Origin of the sequence: Jhaorihella thermophila (assembly GCF_900108275.1) — a bacterium.
Taxonomy (GTDB): Bacteria; Pseudomonadota; Alphaproteobacteria; order Rhodobacterales; family Rhodobacteraceae; genus Jhaorihella; species Jhaorihella thermophila.
Genome location: NZ_FNVD01000011.1, coordinates 24,529 through 41,287, shown reverse-complemented (window position 1 = coordinate 41,287; position 16,759 = coordinate 24,529). Strand labels below are relative to the sequence as shown.

Below are 16,759 nucleotides of genomic sequence, written 5' to 3'. Positions count from 1 at the left end.
GCACACGAAAAAGCCCCCGCGCCAACAGCGCGGGGGCCATGTCGCATTATCGCACCGCAATCAGTCGCGGCTTTCCGGCGTATCCACGAGGTTGTCGAACCCTTCGTCCCCGCCAAAGCCGTCATCGGCCATCGGCGCGGCCAGCGCCGCGGCGGCCTCGGCCTCTTCGCGGCGGGCCTCGATCACCAGCGCGTCACGTTCCTGCGCGATGCGGCGCACCCGCTGGGTGGCCCCACCGGTGCCGGCCGGAATGAGACGGCCGACGATGACGTTCTCCTTGAGCCCCACCAGCTTGTCCACCTTGCCCTGAACGGCAGCCTCGGTGAGCACGCGCGTGGTTTCCTGGAACGACGCCGCCGAGATGAACGACCGGGTTTGCAGGCTGGCCTTGGTGATCCCCAGCAGGATCGGCTGGCCCTGGGCCGGACGACCGCCCTTCCTTTCGGCCTTGGCGTTCTCGAGTTCGAGCTCCTGCTTGTCCACATGTTCGCCCTTGAGCAGCGTGGTGTCACCACTGTCGGTGATTTCCCACTTCTGCAGCATCTGGCGCACGATGACCTCGATATGCTTGTCGTTGATCTTCACACCCTGCAGGCGATAGACCTCCTGCACCTCGTTGATCATGTAGTCGGCCAGCGCCTCGACGCCCATGATCGACAGGATGTCGTGCGGCGCCGGGTTGCCATCCATGATGTAGTCGCCCTTCTGCACGAAGTCGCCTTCCTGCACGGGGATGTGCTTGCCCTTGGGCACCATGTATTCGACAGGCTCGAGCGTCTCGTCGGCCGGTTCGATCGTGATGCGACGCTTGTTCTTGTAGTCGCGGCCAAAGCGCACATAGCCGTCGATTTCGGCGATGATGGCGTGGTCCTTGGGCCGGCGTGCCTCGAAGAGTTCGGCCACCCGCGGCAGACCGCCGGTGATGTCCTTGGTCTTGGCACCTTCGCGCGGGATACGCGCAATGACGTCGCCGGCCCTGATCTGCTGACCATCCTCGACCGACAGGATCGCGTCCACCGACATCGGATAGGTCACCGGGTTGCCCGCATCGTTGCGGACCGGTTCGCCATCCTCGCCGACGATCAGCACCTCGGGCTTGAGGTCGTTGCCCTTCGGCGCGGCGCGCCAGTCGACCACGATCTTCTGCGTCATGCCGGTCGCATCGTCGGTTTCGTCACGGACCGAAACGCCCGCCTCGAGATCGACCAATTTGGCGACACCGTCCTTCTCGGCGATAATCGGCAGGGTGTAGGGATCCCACTCGAACAGCTTGTCGCCGCGCGACACTTCCTGACCGTCCTTGACGAACAGCTTGGAGCCGTAACCCACCTTGAAGCTGGCGCGTTCCTGCCCGTGCTCGTCGCGGATGATGAGCTTCATGTTGCGGCCCATCACCATCGTCTCGCCCGCGGCATTCTCCAGCAGGTTGGCGTTCTCGAACACGACCGTGCCGTCCTGGCTGGCCTCCTGGAACGACTGCTGGCCGCCTTGGGCAACACCGCCGATGTGGAAGGTCCGCATCGTCAGCTGCGTGCCGGGCTCACCGATCGACTGCGCGGCAATGATGCCGACGGCCTCGCCCACGTTCACCATGGTGCCGCGGGCCAGGTCACGGCCATAGCACATGGCGCAGACGCCTTCCTCCGCCTCGCAGGTCAGCGGCGACCGGATCCGGACCGACTGGATGCCGGCCTCTTCGATCGCATCGGCCATGCGTTCGTCGATCAACTGACCGGTCGCGGCCAGAACCTCGTCCGAGCCGGGGCGGATGATATCCTCGGCCGCAACACGGCCCAGGATGCGCTCGCCCAGGGACGCCACGACCTCGCCGTCGTTGACCGCCGCGGTCGCGGTGATCGCGCGGTCGGTGCCGCAGTCCTGTTCGCGCACGATGCAGTCCTGCGCCACGTCCACCAGACGCCGGGTCAGGTAGCCCGAGTTCGCCGTCTTCAACGCGGTATCCGACAGACCCTTCCGCGCGCCGTGGGTGGAGTTGAAGTACTCCAGCACGGTCAGGCCTTCCTTGAAGTTCGAGATGATCGGCGTTTCGATGATGTCGCCGTTGGGCTTGGCCATCAGGCCGCGCATGCCGCCCAGCTGCTTCATCTGCGTGACCGAGCCCCGCGCGCCCGAATGCGCCATCATGTAAACGCTGTTCGGCTCTTTGTCGGCGCCGTTCTCGTCCTTGGTCACGGCCGAGATGGCGTTCATCATCGCCTCGGTGACGCGGTCGTTGCATTTCGACCAGGCATCGACGACCTTGTTGTATTTCTCACCCTGGGTGATCAGGCCGTCCATGTACTGCTGTTCGAAATCCTTGACCTGTTCGCGGGTTTCCTCGACGATCTTCCACTTTTCTTCGGGGATGACCATGTCGTCCTTGCCGAACGAAATGCCGGCCTTGAACGCCTCGCGGAAACCCAGCACCATGATCTGGTCGCAGAAGATGACCGACTCCTTCTGACCGCAATAGCGATAGACCGTGTCGATGACCTGCTGCACCTCTTTCTTGCGCAGCAGGCGGTTTACCAGATCGAACGGCGCCTTGGCGTTCTTCGGCAACAGCGATCCCAGCCGGACGCGGCCCGGCGTGGTTTCATAGCGCTTGACGATCTCGTTGCCTTCCTCGTCGATCTGCGGCACGCGGCAGACGATCTTCGAATGCAGGTGCACCTCGCCGGCATTCAGGGCGTGCTCGACCTCTTCCATCGAGGCAAAGACCTTGCCCTCGCCCGGCATGCCTTCGCGCTCCAGCGTGAGATAGTAAAGGCCAAGGATCATGTCCTGCGACGGCACGATGATCGGGCTGCCGTTCGCGGGCGACAGCACGTTGTTGGTGGACATCATCAGCACGCGTGCTTCCAGCTGGGCCTCGAGGCTCAGCGGAACGTGGACGGCCATCTGGTCGCCGTCGAAGTCGGCGTTGAAAGCGGAACACACCAGCGGGTGCAGCTGGATCGCCTTGCCCTCGATCAGCACCGGCTCGAATGCCTGGATGCCCAGACGGTGCAGCGTCGGCGCGCGGTTCAGCAGAACGGGGTGTTCGCGGATCACTTCGTCGAGGATGTCCCATACTTCGGGACGTTCCTTTTCCACCAGCTTCTTGGCCTGTTTCACCGTCGAAGACAGACCCTTCGCCTCGAGCCGCGAGTAGATGAACGGCTTGAACAGTTCCAGCGCCATCTTCTTGGGCAGGCCGCACTGATGCAGCTTGAGTTCCGGGCCGGTCACGATGACCGAACGGCCCGAGAAGTCCACCCGCTTGCCCAGAAGGTTCTGGCGGAACCGGCCCTGCTTGCCCTTGAGCATGTCCGACAGCGACTTCAGCGGCCGCTTGTTGGCGCCGGTGATCACACGGCCGCGACGGCCGTTGTCGAAAAGGGCATCGACCGATTCCTGCAGCATCCGCTTTTCGTTGCGCACGATGATGTCGGGCGCGCGCAGCTCGATCAGGCGCTTCAGACGGTTGTTGCGGTTGATCACCCGGCGATACAGGTCGTTCAGATCCGATGTGGCAAACCGGCCGCCATCAAGCGGCACCAGCGGGCGCAACTCGGGCGGGATGACCGGGATCACGGTCATGATCATCCATTCCGGGCGGTTGCCGGATTCAAGAAAGCTCTCAACCACCTTCAGCCGCTTGATGATCTTCTTGGGCTTGAGTTCCCCGGTGGCCTCGGCCAGTTCGGCGCGCAGCTGTTCGGCCTCGGCCTCCAGGTCGATCATGGCCAGCATCTCGCGGATCGCCTCGGCACCGATATTGGCGGTGAAGGCGTCAGGACCATAGGCGTCCTGCGCATCCATGTATTCCTCTTCGGTCAGCATCTGGCCGTAATGCAGGTCGGTCAGGCCCGGCTCGATGACGACGTAGTTTTCGAAATACAGCACGCGCTCCAGGTCGCGCAGGGTCATGTCCAGCATCAGGCCGATGCGGCTGGGCAGCGACTTGAGGAACCAGATATGCGCCACGGGGGCGGCCAGTTCGATATGGCCCATGCGTTCGCGACGGACCTTTTGCAGAGTCACCTCGACGCCGCATTTCTCGCAGACGACGCCGCGATACTTCATCCGCTTGTATTTGCCGCACAGGCATTCGTAATCCTTGATCGGCCCGAAGATGCGCGCGCAGAACAGGCCGTCACGTTCGGGCTTGAAGGTGCGGTAGTTGATGGTCTCGGGCTTCTTGATCTCGCCAAAGGACCACGAGAGGATCCGTTCCGGGCTGGCCAGCGACACCTTGATCTCGTCAAAGACCTTGGGCGGCGTCAGCGGGTTGAACGGGTTGTTGATCAGTTCCTGGTTCATTTCGATGTCCTCAAACTCGTGCGGGGGTCAGATCGTGGGGAAGGCGCAGGACCGCGCCCTCCCGCGGGGGCATCGCCGCCCCTATTCCTCGACCTCCGCATCCAGGAGTTCCATGTTCAGGCCGAGGCCGCGGACTTCCTTGACGAGCACGTTGAAGCTCTCGGGAACGCCCGCCTCGAAATTGTCCTCGCCCTTGACGATCGACTCGTAGACCTTGGTCCGTCCGGCCACGTCGTCCGACTTCACCGTCAGCATCTCCTGCAGAGTGTAGGCGGCGCCGTAAGCCTCGAGCGCCCAGACCTCCATCTCGCCGAAGCGCTGACCGCCGAACTGGGCCTTGCCGCCCAGCGGCTGCTGGGTGACCAGGCTGTAGGGGCCGGTCGAGCGCGCGTGGATCTTGTCGTCCACCAGGTGGTGCAGCTTGAGCAGGTATTTCATGCCCACGGTCACCGGACGGCTGAACTGTTCGCCGGTCCGGCCGTCGAACAGGATCGACTGACCAGAGGTATCAAAGCCCGCACGCACCAGCGCGTCGTTCACGTCCGCCTCCTTGGCGCCGTCGAAGACCGGGGTCGCGATCGGCACGCCACGGGTGACGTTGGACGCCGCCTCGATCAGCTGGTCCTCGTCCATGTTCGCGAGGCCATCTTCATAGACGTCCTCGCCATAGGCGTGGCGCATCGCCTCGCGCACCGGGGTCAGATCGCCCGAGCGGCGGTATTCCTGCAGCGCCTCGTCGATCTTGAGCCCCAGACCGCGCGCGGCCCAGCCCATGTGGGTTTCCAGGATCTGGCCCACGTTCATCCGCGACGGCACGCCCAGCGGGTTGAGGCAGATGTCCACCGGCGTCCCGTCGGCCAGGAACGGCATGTCCTCGACCGGAACGACCTTGGAAACCACGCCCTTGTTGCCGTGACGGCCGGCCATCTTGTCGCCCGGCTGCAGCTTGCGCTTCACCGCGATGAAGACCTTGACCATCTTCATCACCCCCGGCGGCAGATCGTCGCCGCGACGGACCTTTTCGACCTTGTCCTCGAACCGGGCGTCCAGCGCGCGCTTCTGCGCCTCGTACTGTTCGTGCAGTGCCTCGACGGCCTGCGCGTCGGCCTCTTCGCCCAGCGCCAGCTGCCACCACTGACCACGGGTCAGCGTTTCCAGCAACTCCTCGGTGATCTCGGACCCCGCCTTGACGCCTTTCGGCCCCTTCACGGCGGTCTTGCCCAGGATCATCGACTTCAGGCGGGCATAGATGTTGCGCTCGAGGATCGCCAGCTCGTCGTCGCGGTCGCGGGCGAGGCGCTCGATCTCTTCACGCTCGATCTGCAGGGCGCGTTCGTCCTTCTCCACGCCGTGGCGGTTGAACACGCGGACCTCGACCACGGTGCCGAAATCGCCCGGCTTGACGCGCAGCGAGGTGTCGCGCACATCCGACGCCTTTTCGCCAAAGATTGCGCGCAGCAGCTTCTCTTCGGGCGTCATCGGGCTTTCGCCCTTGGGCGTGATCTTGCCCACGAGGATGTCGCCCGGCTGCACGTCGGCGCCGATATAGACGATGCCGGCCTCGTCGAGGTTGCGCAGCGCCTCTTCGCCCACGTTCGGGATGTCGCGGGTGATCTCTTCCGGCCCCAGCTTGGTATCGCGCGCGGCGACTTCGAACTCCTCGATATGGATCGAGGTGAACACGTCGTCATAGGCGATCCGTTCCGAGATCAGGATCGAGTCCTCGTAGTTGTAGCCGTTCCAGGGCATGAAGGCGACGACCACGTTCTTGCCCAGCGCCAGCTCGCCCAGGTCGGTCGAGGGGCCGTCGGCGATCACCTCGCCCTTTTCGACCTTCTGACCCACCTTCACCAGCGGACGCTGGTTGATGCAGGTGTTCTGGTTCGACCGCTGGAACTTGCGCATCCGGTAGATGTCAACGCCCGCATCGCCCAGTTCCAGATCCTCGGTGGCGCGGATCACGATCCGCTGCGCATCGACCTGGTCCACGATGCCGCCGCGGCGGGCCTGGATGGCCGCGCCCGAGTCGATGGCGACCTTGCCTTCCATGCCGGTGCCGACAAGCGGCGCCTCGGCCCGCAGAAGCGGCACCGCCTGACGCTGCATGTTCGAGCCCATCAGCGCGCGGTTGGCGTCGTCGTTTTCAAGGAACGGAATCAGCGCGGCGGCCACCGAAACCAGCTGCTTCGGCGACACGTCGATCAGATCCACCTGGTCGCGCGGCGCCAGCGTATAGTCACCGGCCCGCCGGGTCGAAACCAGCTCGTTCACGAAGCGGCCCTCCTCGTCCAGCGACGCGTTCGCCTGGGCGATGGTGTGGCGCATCTCCTCGGTGGCTGACATGTAGTGCACCTCGTCGGTGACCTTGCCGTCCTTGACCACGCGGTAGGGCGTTTCGATAAAGCCGTACTTGTTGACGCGGGCAAAGGTCGCCAGCGAGTTGATGAGGCCGATATTCGGACCTTCCGGCGTTTCGATCGGGCACATCCGGCCATAATGGGTCGGGTGCACGTCGCGCACCTCGAACCCGGCGCGTTCCCGCGTCAGACCGCCCGGCCCCAGTGCCGAAAGACGGCGCTTGTGGGTGACTTCCGACAGCGGGTTGGTCTGATCCATGAACTGCGACAGCTGCGAAGAGCCGAAGAATTCGCGGACCGCCGCCGCGGCCGGCTTCGCGTTGATCAGATCCTGCGGCATGACGGTGTCGATCTCGACCGACGACATGCGCTCCTTGATCGCGCGTTCCATGCGCAGAAGGCCCACGCGATACTGGTTCTCCATCAGCTCGCCAACCGAACGCACCCGGCGGTTGCCGAGGTGGTCGATATCGTCGATCTCGCCCTTGCCGTCGCGCAGCTCGACCAGCGCCTTGATGCAGGCCACGATGTCCTCGCGGTCCAGCGTGCGCTGGGTGTCGGGCTTGTCCAGCGCCAGACGCATGTTCATCTTCACCCGGCCAACGGCGGAGAGGTCATAACGCTCGGGATCGAAGAACAGCGTGTCGAACAGCGCCTCGGCGGCCTCGACCGTGGGCGGCTCGCCCGGGCGCATCACCCGGTAGATGTCCATCAGCGCCGTTTCGCGGTTGTAGTTCTTGTCCAGCGCCATGGTGTTGCGGATGTAGGGGCCGACATTGACGTTGTCGATGTCCAGAACCGGAATCTCGGTGATCCCCGCATCCAGCAGATCCTTGACGGTGCCGCCGATCAGCGTGCCGTCCTTGTCGTATTCCAGCGTCAGCTCGTCGCCGGCCTCGACATAGATCGCGCCGGTTTCCTCGTTGATGATGTCCTTGGCCGCGAACTTGCCGACGATGTGATCGAACGGCACCAGAATGTCGGTGACCTTGCCCTCGTCGATCAGCTTCTTGACCGCGCGCGGGGTCACCTTCTTGCCGGCCTCGAAGATCACCTCGCCCGTGGCGGCGTCGATCAGATCCATGGGCGGACGGGTGCCGCGGACACGCTCGGGAAAGAACTTGGTGACCCAGCCCTCGTGCTTGCGCAGGCTGTAGGTCACAGTGTCGTAATAGGCATCCATGATGCCTTCCTGGTCCAGCCCCAGCGCATAGAGCAGCGTCGTCACCGGCAGCTTGCGGCGCCGGTCGATACGGGCATAGACGATGTCCTTGGCGTCGAATTCGAAGTCGAGCCAGCTGCCGCGATACGGGATGATGCGGCAGGCGAACAGCAGCTTGCCCGAGGAATGGGTCTTGCCCTTGTCGTGGTCGAAGAACACGCCGGGGGAGCGGTGCATCTGGCTGACGATCACGCGCTCGGTGCCGTTGACGATGAAGGTGCCGTTCGGCGTCATGAGCGGCATGTCGCCCATGAACACCTCTTGCTCCTTGATGTCCTTCACCGACTTGGCGCCGGTGTCCTCGTCCACGTCGAACACGATCAGGCGCAGGGTGACCTTGAGCGGCGCGCTGTAGGTCATGTCGCGCTGCTGGCACTCTTCCACGTCGTATTTCGGCTTCTCCAGCTCGTATTTCACGAACTCGAGCACCGCGGTTTCGTTGAAGTCCTTGATCGGGAAAACCGACTGGAACACGCCCTTGAGTCCCTCGCCATCCCGGGGCTCGGGGCCGTCGCCGGATTTCAGAAACAGGTCGTAGGAGGACTTCTGAACCTCGATGAGGTTCGGCATCTCCAGCACTTCGCGGATCTTGCCATAGTATTTGCGAAGACGTTTCTGGCCAATGAAGCTTTGCGCCATGTCAGAGGTCACCTCTATCAGTTCTCACCGGTCAGAACCGCCGCCGGGCTCCGGCGCTTCTGACCATTCGAGACAGCAGGTCCGGATCTATCCGCGGCCGCCTTCCCGAATGGCGACCTTCCCGATCCGCGAACCCCGCCTTGGAAAGCGCTTGGGGCACAAGCCCTTGCCGAGACAGGTTCGGCTGGGCCCGGACTGCTCCGGGCCCAGCCTGTATTTGCAGGTGCGATGGGCGCCGGGCGGCGCCCGTCCCCCTTAGGCCAGTTCGACCTCGGCGCCAGCTGCTTCCAGCTTGCCCTTGATCTCTTCGGCTTCGTCCTTCGAGACGCCTTCCTTGATCTTGCCGCCGGCTTCGACCAGCTCCTTGGCCTCTTTCAGGCCCAGGCCGGTGATGGCGCGGACTTCCTTGATCACGTTGATCTTGGAAGCGCCGGCGTTCTTCAGAACGACGTCGAATTCGGTCTTTTCCTCTTCGGCGGCGCCACCGGCGTCACCACCGGCAGCGGCAACCATCACGGCGCCGCCGGCGGCGGGCTCGATGCCATATTCTTCCTTGAGGATGTTCTTCAGTTCCTGGGCTTCCAGGAGGGTCAGGCCAACGATTTCTTCGGCCAGTTTCTTCAGATCAGCCATTGTTCAGCTCTTTCCGTTTCCAGTGTGTGTATTCCAACGTCGGGCAACCTGCCGGACGCGGATCGTTCCATTGCCGTCGCTTACGCGGCTTCCGCCTTCTCTTCGATGGTCGAAAGGATGCTTGCGATGTTGCTTGCAGGTGCGCCAATGGCGCCGGCGATGTTCGAAGCGGGCGCACCGATCATGCCTGCGATGGTAGCGATAAGCTCCTCGCGCGACGGCATCTTCGACACGGCCTCGACACCGGCCCGGTCCAGGAAGTTCTCACCCATTGCCCCGCCAAGGATCTCGAACTTCTTGTTCTCCTTGGCGAAACCCTCGGCCACCTTGGCGGCGGCCACGGGATCCTCGGAATAGGTCAGAACGGTCATGCCCGTGAGCAGCTCGCCGATGCGTTCGCATGGCTTGCCTTCCAGGGCGATCTTGGCGAGCCTGTTCTTGGCAACACGCACGGCCCCGCCCGCTTCGCGTGCACGCGCGCGCAGGTCCTGCATTTCGGCAACTGTAAGACCCGCGTAGTGGGCAACCACCACGACGCCAGAGCTTTCGAAGATCTGGCCGAGTTCCTCGACCACTTTCTCTTTCTGGGCTCTATCCACAGTTTCACTCCAAGTTTGGGACGCGGGATGCGCCCCGGCTCAAGTCTGCCGGGCCAGGCCCGACGTTCAGGTCCGTTTTACGGGGCTGAGCCAAGATCCGCCCGAAGGAATGCCCTCTGGCCAATCTGGTCTTTCCCGTCTCGGGCAGGAAATTAAGGCCACGGCTGCGGCCACCCACCGTCTTGGACGAAATGAAATAAAGCGCACGACGAATCGCACGCTTTACCTCGCGGGCCTGATTAGGGTGAATCGGCCCCGATGCCAAGGACAAAATCCACGCCCCGGCGGAAACCGGCGGACATCAGGCCGGTTCAGCACCGAATACTTGGCGCACGCGGGCATCCGGGTCGAAGTCGAGTTCGAAACGCGCGCCCTCTGCCTCTAGTCGCGCAAGCGCCGCGTCATCCATCACATGCATGGCCGCGTGCAGCTCGCGCAACCGGGACTCGGGGTCGTCGGACCGCATCGCCTCGGCAATCCGTTCGGTCAGCGGCACCGTGAACCCGCGCGAGGCCGAACGCCATTCCAGCTTGGCCCGCCACGTGTCGTAGTCCAGACCGATCATGTGCAGCAGAAAGCAGCCCTCGGTACGGCCCACAAGGCGTTCGTTCACGATCTCCCGGCGGCGCTCCACCCAGTGCTGGCGGACCTGAACGCCCTCGATCCCCGTCCGCGTCGCCGATTTGCCCTGCGGATGGCCGATCAGCCCCATTCGGCGCGGCCCGAACAGATGGGCGTTATCGCGGTAGACCCGCTTGGCCGCATCGCGCGGCATCGGCAGGCGGAACTGCGCCCGCGCACGGCTTGGCGCGGCGACTGCCTCTGCCGTTTCCACGCGCACAGCCTCGGTGCCGTCGTCCTGATCGGCGAGAAAGGCGCCAATGGACCGCCCCCGCACATGCAGGAACTCGTCGGCATCGACGTTCAGGAACCAGGGTTCGTCGGTGTTGCGATAGGCATGAGTCAGCGCCGCGTTCTGGCGCTTGACGAAACGCGCATCGGGCCGAATGCCGATGCTTTCCCAGAACGCCGGCGTGCAGGGCACGCATTCGATCCGGGGATGATCGCCCAGGATCCCGATGGCGGGATCCCGGGGATTGTCAAAGAACAGCAGCAGCGAGTGCGCGCCCTCGGCCAGATACCACGCGGCAAAGCGCATGGTATCGGCCAGGCTTTCGTTCAGGATCGCGGCGACGCGCCACTCTGCCTGCATGGGGCCGCCGGCTTATTCGCCGGTGGCGTCGGCCACGTCCACGCTGACGCCCGGACCCATGGTCGAGCTCAGCGAGATCTTCTTGAGATAGGTCCCCTTGGCACCCGCCGGCTTGGCCTTGGCGACCGCATCGACAAAGGCGCGCACGTTCTCGGCCAGCTTCTCGGCGTCGAACGACACCTTGCCGATGCCTGCGTGAACCACGCCGGCCTTTTCGACCTTGAACTGCACCTCGCCGGCCTTGGCCTTGCGCACAGCGTCCGCGACATCCATCGTCACCGTGCCGACCTTGGGGTTCGGCATCAGGTTGCGCGGACCCAGGATCTTGCCCAGACGGCCGACGATCGGCATCATGTCGGGCGTCGCGATGCAGCGGTCAAAGTCGATCTTGCCCTGCTGGATCTGCTCCATCAGATCCTCGGCGCCGACGATGTCCGCACCCGCTTCCTTGGCCTCGTCGGCCTTGGGGCCACGGGCGAAGACGGCCACGCGGACCTCCTTGCCGGTGCCGTTCGGCAGACCGACCACGCCGCGGACCATCTGGTCGGCGTGACGCGGATCGACGCCCAGGTTCATTGCGATCTCGAGGGTCTCGTCGAACTTGGCGTTCGCGTTTTCCTTGATCAGCTGGACGGCCTCTTCGACGGTGACGTTTTCCTTGCCGGCGAAAGCCTCGCGCGCGGCACGCATGCGTTTTCCAACCTTCGCCATCTTACTTCACCTCAATACCCATGGAGCGGGCAGAGCCCAGGATGATCTGCATCGCCGATTCGATGTCGTTGGCGTTCAGATCCTTCATCTTCGCCTCGGCAATTTCGCGCACCTGCGCGACGGTCACCGTGCCGACGGTTTCACGGCCGGGGTTGTGCGCGCCCGACTTCACCTTGGCCGCCTTCTTCAGATAGTAGGACGCCGGCGGCGTCTTGATATCCATCGTGAAGGACTTGTCCTGGTAATAGGTGATCACGGTCGGGCAAGGCGCGCCGGGCTCCATGTCGGCGGTCTTGGCGTTGAACGCCTTGCAGAATTCCATGATGTTGATGCCACGCTGACCCAGCGCCGGACCCACCGGCGGGGACGGGTTCGCCTGGCCGGCGGGCACTTGCAGCTTCAGCATGCCTGCGAGCTTCTTGGCCATTGGCCTGTCTCCTTTCCAACACCCTCGGGGCGCGCCCCTCGGGTTCTGCGTTGTGTGGTCCGGTCCGGGGGCCGCGGCCCCCTCGCCTCCCACGGCTCATGCGCCTTGCGGCGCGCTTCGCGTCAGGCCAGTTTCGTGACCTGAGCGAAATCCAGTTCGACCGGGGTTTCCCGGCCAAAGATCGAGACCGTCACCTTCAGTTTCTGGTTATCGTCATCGACCTCTTCGACCATCCCTTCGAAATCCTCGAACGGACCGTCGTTGACCTTCACCTTCTCGCCCACGTCAAAGTGGATCAGGGTGCGCGGCGCCTCTTCGCCCTCCTGGACGCGGTTGAGGATCTGGTTCACCTCGGCGTCGCGCATCGGCATCGGGCGACCCTGGGGCCCAAGGAACCCGGTCACGCGGTTGATCGAATTGATCAGGTGATAGCCTTCGTCCGACATCTCCATGTGCACCAGCACATAGCCGGGCATGAAGCGGCGCTCGGTGGTCACCTTCTTGCCGCGGCGCACCTCGATCACCTCTTCGGTGGGCACCAGAACCTCGTCGATCTGGTCCTCAAGACCCTTCTCGGCGGCAAGCTGCCGGATCTGTTCAGCGACCTTCTTCTCGAAATTCGAGAGCACGCTGACCGAGTACCACCGTTTCGCCATGAACCTGCCGTCCTTCGTATCTGCTGGCGCGCGCCGCGCCGGGCGCCAATAATCCCTAGTGTTTCCTTCGGTGGACCGACCACCACATTCCGGAACAAAAAGCGGCGCGCAACTCGAATCGCCGCACGCCCGTCCCGTAACCTGCGGGTCACCTACCCGCCATTCACCGATTGATCAAGAGGGCGGGCAACACCGGCCGCGCGGCCGGTATCAGCCGAACATGCCCAGAATGCCCTGAAGCCCCGTGCGGATCAGCAGATCCACCAAGGCAAAGAAGGCCGCCGTCAGCGCCGCCATGATCACGACCATGACCGTGGTCAGGAGCACCTCGCGCCGGGTCGGCCACACGATCTTGGAGGCCTCGGCGCGGACCTGCTGGATGAACTGGATCGGATTGGTCGTGGCCATCGGTCATTAGCCCCTGGGTATGAGTGTCGTTTTTCGGCACATAACCGGGTCTTGGGGCATTTTCAAGGCGGGCGTGACGCCGCGAAACTTGCGAATGGCATGCATCGCCGCGGTCCGCCGGTCCATGCTGACCCTGCCGTCGGGCGACGGCCGGCAAGGTCATGTTACAACGTTTTCGCAGCTCCGAGCTCTGCGTAACATTTTTCTTGCCGCGAATCGGAAGCCGGGATATTAAACCGACCATTCGGTCGTCTATTGATGCCCGGACACAAGGGAGATTTCACGGTATGGATGCATTCATCTGCGACGCCCAGCGCACCCCGATCGGCCGCTATGGCGGCGCGCTGTCTTCGGTTCGCACGGATGATCTGGCCGCGGTTCCGATCGCGGCACTGATGGAGCGCAACCCGCAGGTGGATTGGGAGAGCCTCGACGACGTCGTCTATGGCGATGCCAACCAGGCGGGCGAGGACAACCGCAACGTGGCGCGCATGGCCGCGCTTCTGGCGGGGCTGCCGGTCAGCGTGCCGGGTTCGACCGTCAACCGGCTGTGCGCGTCCGGCATGGACGCGGTCGGCACCGTGGCCCGAGCGATCCGTGCCGGCGACTATGACTTCGGCATCGCCGGCGGGGTCGAGAGCATGTCGCGCGCGCCCTTCGTCATGCCCAAGGCGGAAAACGCCTTTTCCCGGGCCAACGCCGTCTATGACACCACCATCGGCTGGCGCTTCGTCAACCCGAAGATGCACGAAAAATACGGCACGGATTCCATGCCGCAGACCGCCGACAACGTGGCCGAGGTCTACAATATCAGCCGCGCCGATCAGGACGCCTTTGCCGCCCGCAGTCAGGCGCGGTGGGAGGCGGCGCACAAGGCGGGGCTGTTCGCCGAGGAAATCGCGCCGGTGACTGTGCCCCAGCGCAAGGGCGATCCCATCATCGTCGATACCGACGAACACCCCCGCCCCGGCACCACGGTCGAGAAGCTGGCCAAGCTCAAGGGCGTCAACGGCCCCGACAAGACGGTGACGGCCGGCAATGCCTCGGGCGTGAACGACGGCGCTGCGGCGCTGCTCATTGCCAACGAGACCGCAGCGGCAAGGAACGGCCTGACCCCGATGGCCCGGATCGTCGGCATGGCCACCGCCGGGGTCGAGCCCCGCGTCATGGGCATCGGCCCGGTTCCCGCCACCCGCAAGCTTCTGGCGCGGACGGGTCTCACCATCGAACAGATGGATGTGATAGAGTTGAACGAAGCCTTCGCGGCCCAGGGCCTTGCCGTTCTGCGCGAGCTTGGCGTGCCGGACGATGCGCCCCATGTGAACCCCAATGGCGGCGCCATCGCGATCGGCCATCCGCTGGGCATGTCGGGGGCGCGGCTGGTGCTGACCGCCGCCTATCAGTTGAAACGCACCGGCGGGCGCTATGCGCTGTGCACCATGTGCGTCGGAGTCGGACAGGGCGCGGCCCTGATCATAGAACGCGTATAAAGGAGGAGCGTCCAGATGTATGCCCAGATGGTCAAGACGGCATCGAACCGCGTGAAGACGCGCGAAGAGATGTCGCCCGAAGAACAGCATTTTCAGGACAAGATCGACAATGACGTCAAGATCGAGCCCAAGGACTGGATGCCCGAGGATTATCGGCGCACGCTGATCCGCCAGATCGGCCAGCACGCCCATTCCGAAGTCGTCGGCCAGCTGCCCGAGGGCAACTGGATCACCCGCGCGCCGACGCTCGAGCGCAAGGCGATCCTGCTGGCCAAGGTGCAGGACGAGGCCGGCCACGGGCTCTATCTCTACAGCGCGGCCGAAACCCTGGGCGTCAGCCGCGACGAGCTGATCGAACTCTTGCACGAAGGCAAGATGAAGTATTCGTCGATCTTCAACTATCCCACGCTCAACTGGGCCGATATCGGCGCGGTGGGCTGGCTGGTCGATGGCGCGGCGATCATCAACCAGGTGGCGCTGCAGCGCACCTCCTACGGCCCCTATTCGCGCGCCATGATCCGCATCTGCAAGGAAGAGAGCTTTCACGCCCGCCAGGGCTATTCGGCGATCATGAAGATGGCCTTTGGCACGCCCGAACAGAAGAAGATGGCCCAGGACGCGGTCAACCGGCTGTGGTTCCCGGCGCTGATGATGTTCGGGCCGTCGGACAAGGACTCGGTCCATTCCGAGCAGTCGATGGCCTGGAAGATCAAGGTCAAGACCAATGACGAGCTGCGCCAGCAGTTCGTGGACCAGACGGTGCCGCAAATCGACTATCTGGGGCTGGAGCGTCCCGACCCCACGATCAAGTGGAACGAGGAACGCGGCCACTACGATTTCGCTATGCCCGACTGGGACGAGTTCTTCAACGTCATCAAGGGCAACGGCCCCTGCAACGCGGACCGGATGGAAAACCGCCGGAAGGCCTGGGAAGACGGCGCCTGGGTGCGCGAGGGCCTGCTTGAACATGCCCGGAAGAAAGCGGCGCGCAAGGTCGCGGCCGAGTAATCTCTTGGAGGAAGAGACATGAAAAACGAATGGCCCCTTTGGGAAGTCTTCATCCGCGGCCAGCACGGGCTGGCGCACCGCCATGTGGGCAGCCTGCACGCGCCTGATGCGGAAACCGCGATCCTGAACGCGCGCGACGTCTATACCCGCCGCAACGAGGGCGTTTCGATCTGGGTGGTCGAGGCGAAACACATCGCCGCCTCTTCGCCCAGCGAAAAGGGCCCGCTGTTCGAACCGTCGGAGAGCAAGATCTACCGCCACCCGACGTTTTTCGACATTCCGGAAGAAGTGGGGCACATGTGATGGCCGAGGTGGACAAGGACAAGCTCTATCAGTTCCTGCTGCGGATGGGCGACAACACGCTGATCCTGGGCCACCGGGTCAGCGAATGGTGCGGCCATTCCCCGGTGCTGGAAGAGGACATCGCGCTGGCCAACACGGCGCTGGACCTGATCGGCCAGACCCAGATGTGGCTGGGCTATGCCGGCGAGGTGCAGGGCGAAGGCAAATCCGCCGACGATCTGGCCTTTCTGCGCGACGCCTGGGATTTCCGCAATGTGCTGCTGGTCGAGCTGCCCAACGGGGATTTCGGCCGCACCATGATGCGCCAGTTCCTCTATGACGCGTGGTCGTCGATCATGCTGGGGCATCTGCAGAAGAGCACCGACGAGCGCATCGCCGCGATCGCAGCCAAGGCGTCGAAAGAGGCCGCCTATCACGTCGAGCGCTCCTCGGGCACGGTGGTGGGCCTCGGCGACGGCACCGAGGAAAGCCACAACCGGATGCAGGCAGCGCTGGACTATCTGTGGCCCTATGTGGGCGAGATGTTCGCCAGCGACGAAATCGACCTGGCGATGGCGGCGGCCGGCATCGCGCCGGATCCGGCCAACCTGCGCGACGAATACGACGCGCTGGTGGGCCGCGTGCTGGACGAGGCGACCCTGGCCATCCCGGCGGGCAACTACGTCCACAAGGGCGGCCGCGACGGGCGCATGCACACCGAGCATCTGGGCCATCTGCTGTGCGAGATGCAGTGGCTGCAAAGGGCCTATCCGGGCTGCGAGTGGTGACGCTGCCCCGCCCGGCGCGGG

13 protein-coding genes are annotated in these 16,759 nt (G+C 64.1%); 4 read left to right on the top strand and 9 right to left on the bottom strand.

What is annotated here, in order from left to right:
- Window positions 1-60: 60 nt before the first annotated feature.
- The 9 genes from rpoC to secE form a co-directional block, all read right to left on the bottom strand.
- A complete protein-coding gene (rpoC, locus tag C4S70_RS13145) occupies window positions 61-4,305 on the bottom strand; it encodes a DNA-directed RNA polymerase subunit beta' (protein ID WP_104008572.1) in 4,245 nt (1,414 codons plus the stop codon).
- Between the two features lie 81 nt (window positions 4,306-4,386).
- Window positions 4,387-8,523, bottom strand: coding sequence for a DNA-directed RNA polymerase subunit beta (gene rpoB, locus C4S70_RS13140; protein WP_104008571.1), 4,137 nt, complete (start codon window positions 8,521-8,523; stop codon window positions 4,387-4,389).
- Between the two features lie 255 nt (window positions 8,524-8,778).
- Entirely contained in the window at window positions 8,779-9,156 is a 378-nt protein-coding gene (gene rplL / locus C4S70_RS13135; RefSeq protein WP_104008570.1) for a 50S ribosomal protein L7/L12, read from the bottom strand.
- Between the two features lie 80 nt (window positions 9,157-9,236).
- Window positions 9,237-9,755, bottom strand: a complete 519-nt coding sequence (gene rplJ / locus C4S70_RS13130; RefSeq protein WP_104008569.1) for a 50S ribosomal protein L10 — start codon at window positions 9,753-9,755, stop codon at window positions 9,237-9,239.
- A gap of 301 nt (window positions 9,756-10,056) precedes the next feature.
- Entirely contained in the window at window positions 10,057-10,968 is a 912-nt protein-coding gene (locus C4S70_RS13125) for a glycosyltransferase family 2 protein (protein WP_104008568.1), read from the bottom strand.
- A 12-nt stretch (window positions 10,969-10,980) separates the two neighbouring features.
- A complete protein-coding gene (rplA, locus tag C4S70_RS13120; protein WP_104008567.1) occupies window positions 10,981-11,679 on the bottom strand; it encodes a 50S ribosomal protein L1 in 699 nt (232 codons plus the stop codon).
- A 1-nt stretch (window position 11,680) separates the two neighbouring features.
- Entirely contained in the window at window positions 11,681-12,106 is a 426-nt protein-coding gene (rplK, locus tag C4S70_RS13115; RefSeq protein ID WP_104008566.1) for a 50S ribosomal protein L11, read from the bottom strand.
- Window positions 12,107-12,228: 122 nt separating this feature from the next.
- A complete protein-coding gene (gene nusG / locus C4S70_RS13110) occupies window positions 12,229-12,762 on the bottom strand; it encodes a transcription termination/antitermination protein NusG (RefSeq protein WP_104008565.1) in 534 nt (177 codons plus the stop codon).
- 210 nt (window positions 12,763-12,972) lie between these two features.
- Window positions 12,973-13,170 (bottom strand): preprotein translocase subunit SecE, encoded by a 198-nt coding sequence (gene secE / locus C4S70_RS13105; RefSeq protein ID WP_104008564.1) that lies wholly within the window; start codon window positions 13,168-13,170, stop codon window positions 12,973-12,975.
- 287 nt (window positions 13,171-13,457) lie between these two features.
- On the opposite strand from secE, the gene pcaF reads away from it, so the two are divergent.
- Genes pcaF through paaC form a run of 4 tightly spaced genes read left to right on the top strand, consistent with a single transcriptional unit; the run spans window position 13,458 to window position 16,738 of the window.
- Window positions 13,458-14,660 carry a 3-oxoadipyl-CoA thiolase gene (pcaF, locus tag C4S70_RS13100; RefSeq protein WP_104008563.1) on the top strand — a complete coding sequence of 401 codons (1,203 nt, stop codon included), beginning with the start codon at window positions 13,458-13,460 and terminating at the stop codon, window positions 14,658-14,660.
- Window positions 14,661-14,675: 15 nt separating this feature from the next.
- Window positions 14,676-15,668 carry a 1,2-phenylacetyl-CoA epoxidase subunit PaaA gene (gene paaA / locus C4S70_RS13095; RefSeq protein ID WP_104008562.1) on the top strand — a complete coding sequence of 331 codons (993 nt, stop codon included), beginning with the start codon at window positions 14,676-14,678 and terminating at the stop codon, window positions 15,666-15,668.
- An 18-nt stretch (window positions 15,669-15,686) separates the two neighbouring features.
- A complete protein-coding gene (gene paaB, locus C4S70_RS13090; RefSeq protein ID WP_104008561.1) occupies window positions 15,687-15,971 on the top strand; it encodes a 1,2-phenylacetyl-CoA epoxidase subunit PaaB in 285 nt (94 codons plus the stop codon).
- The gene (gene paaC, locus C4S70_RS13085) at window positions 15,971-16,738 is read left to right on the top strand and encodes a 1,2-phenylacetyl-CoA epoxidase subunit PaaC (protein ID WP_104008560.1); all 768 of its coding nucleotides are present in this window, start codon (window positions 15,971-15,973) and stop codon (window positions 16,736-16,738) included. The genes paaB and paaC overlap by 1 nt, the downstream gene beginning before the upstream one ends.
- The last annotated feature ends 21 nt before the right edge of the window (window positions 16,739-16,759 follow it).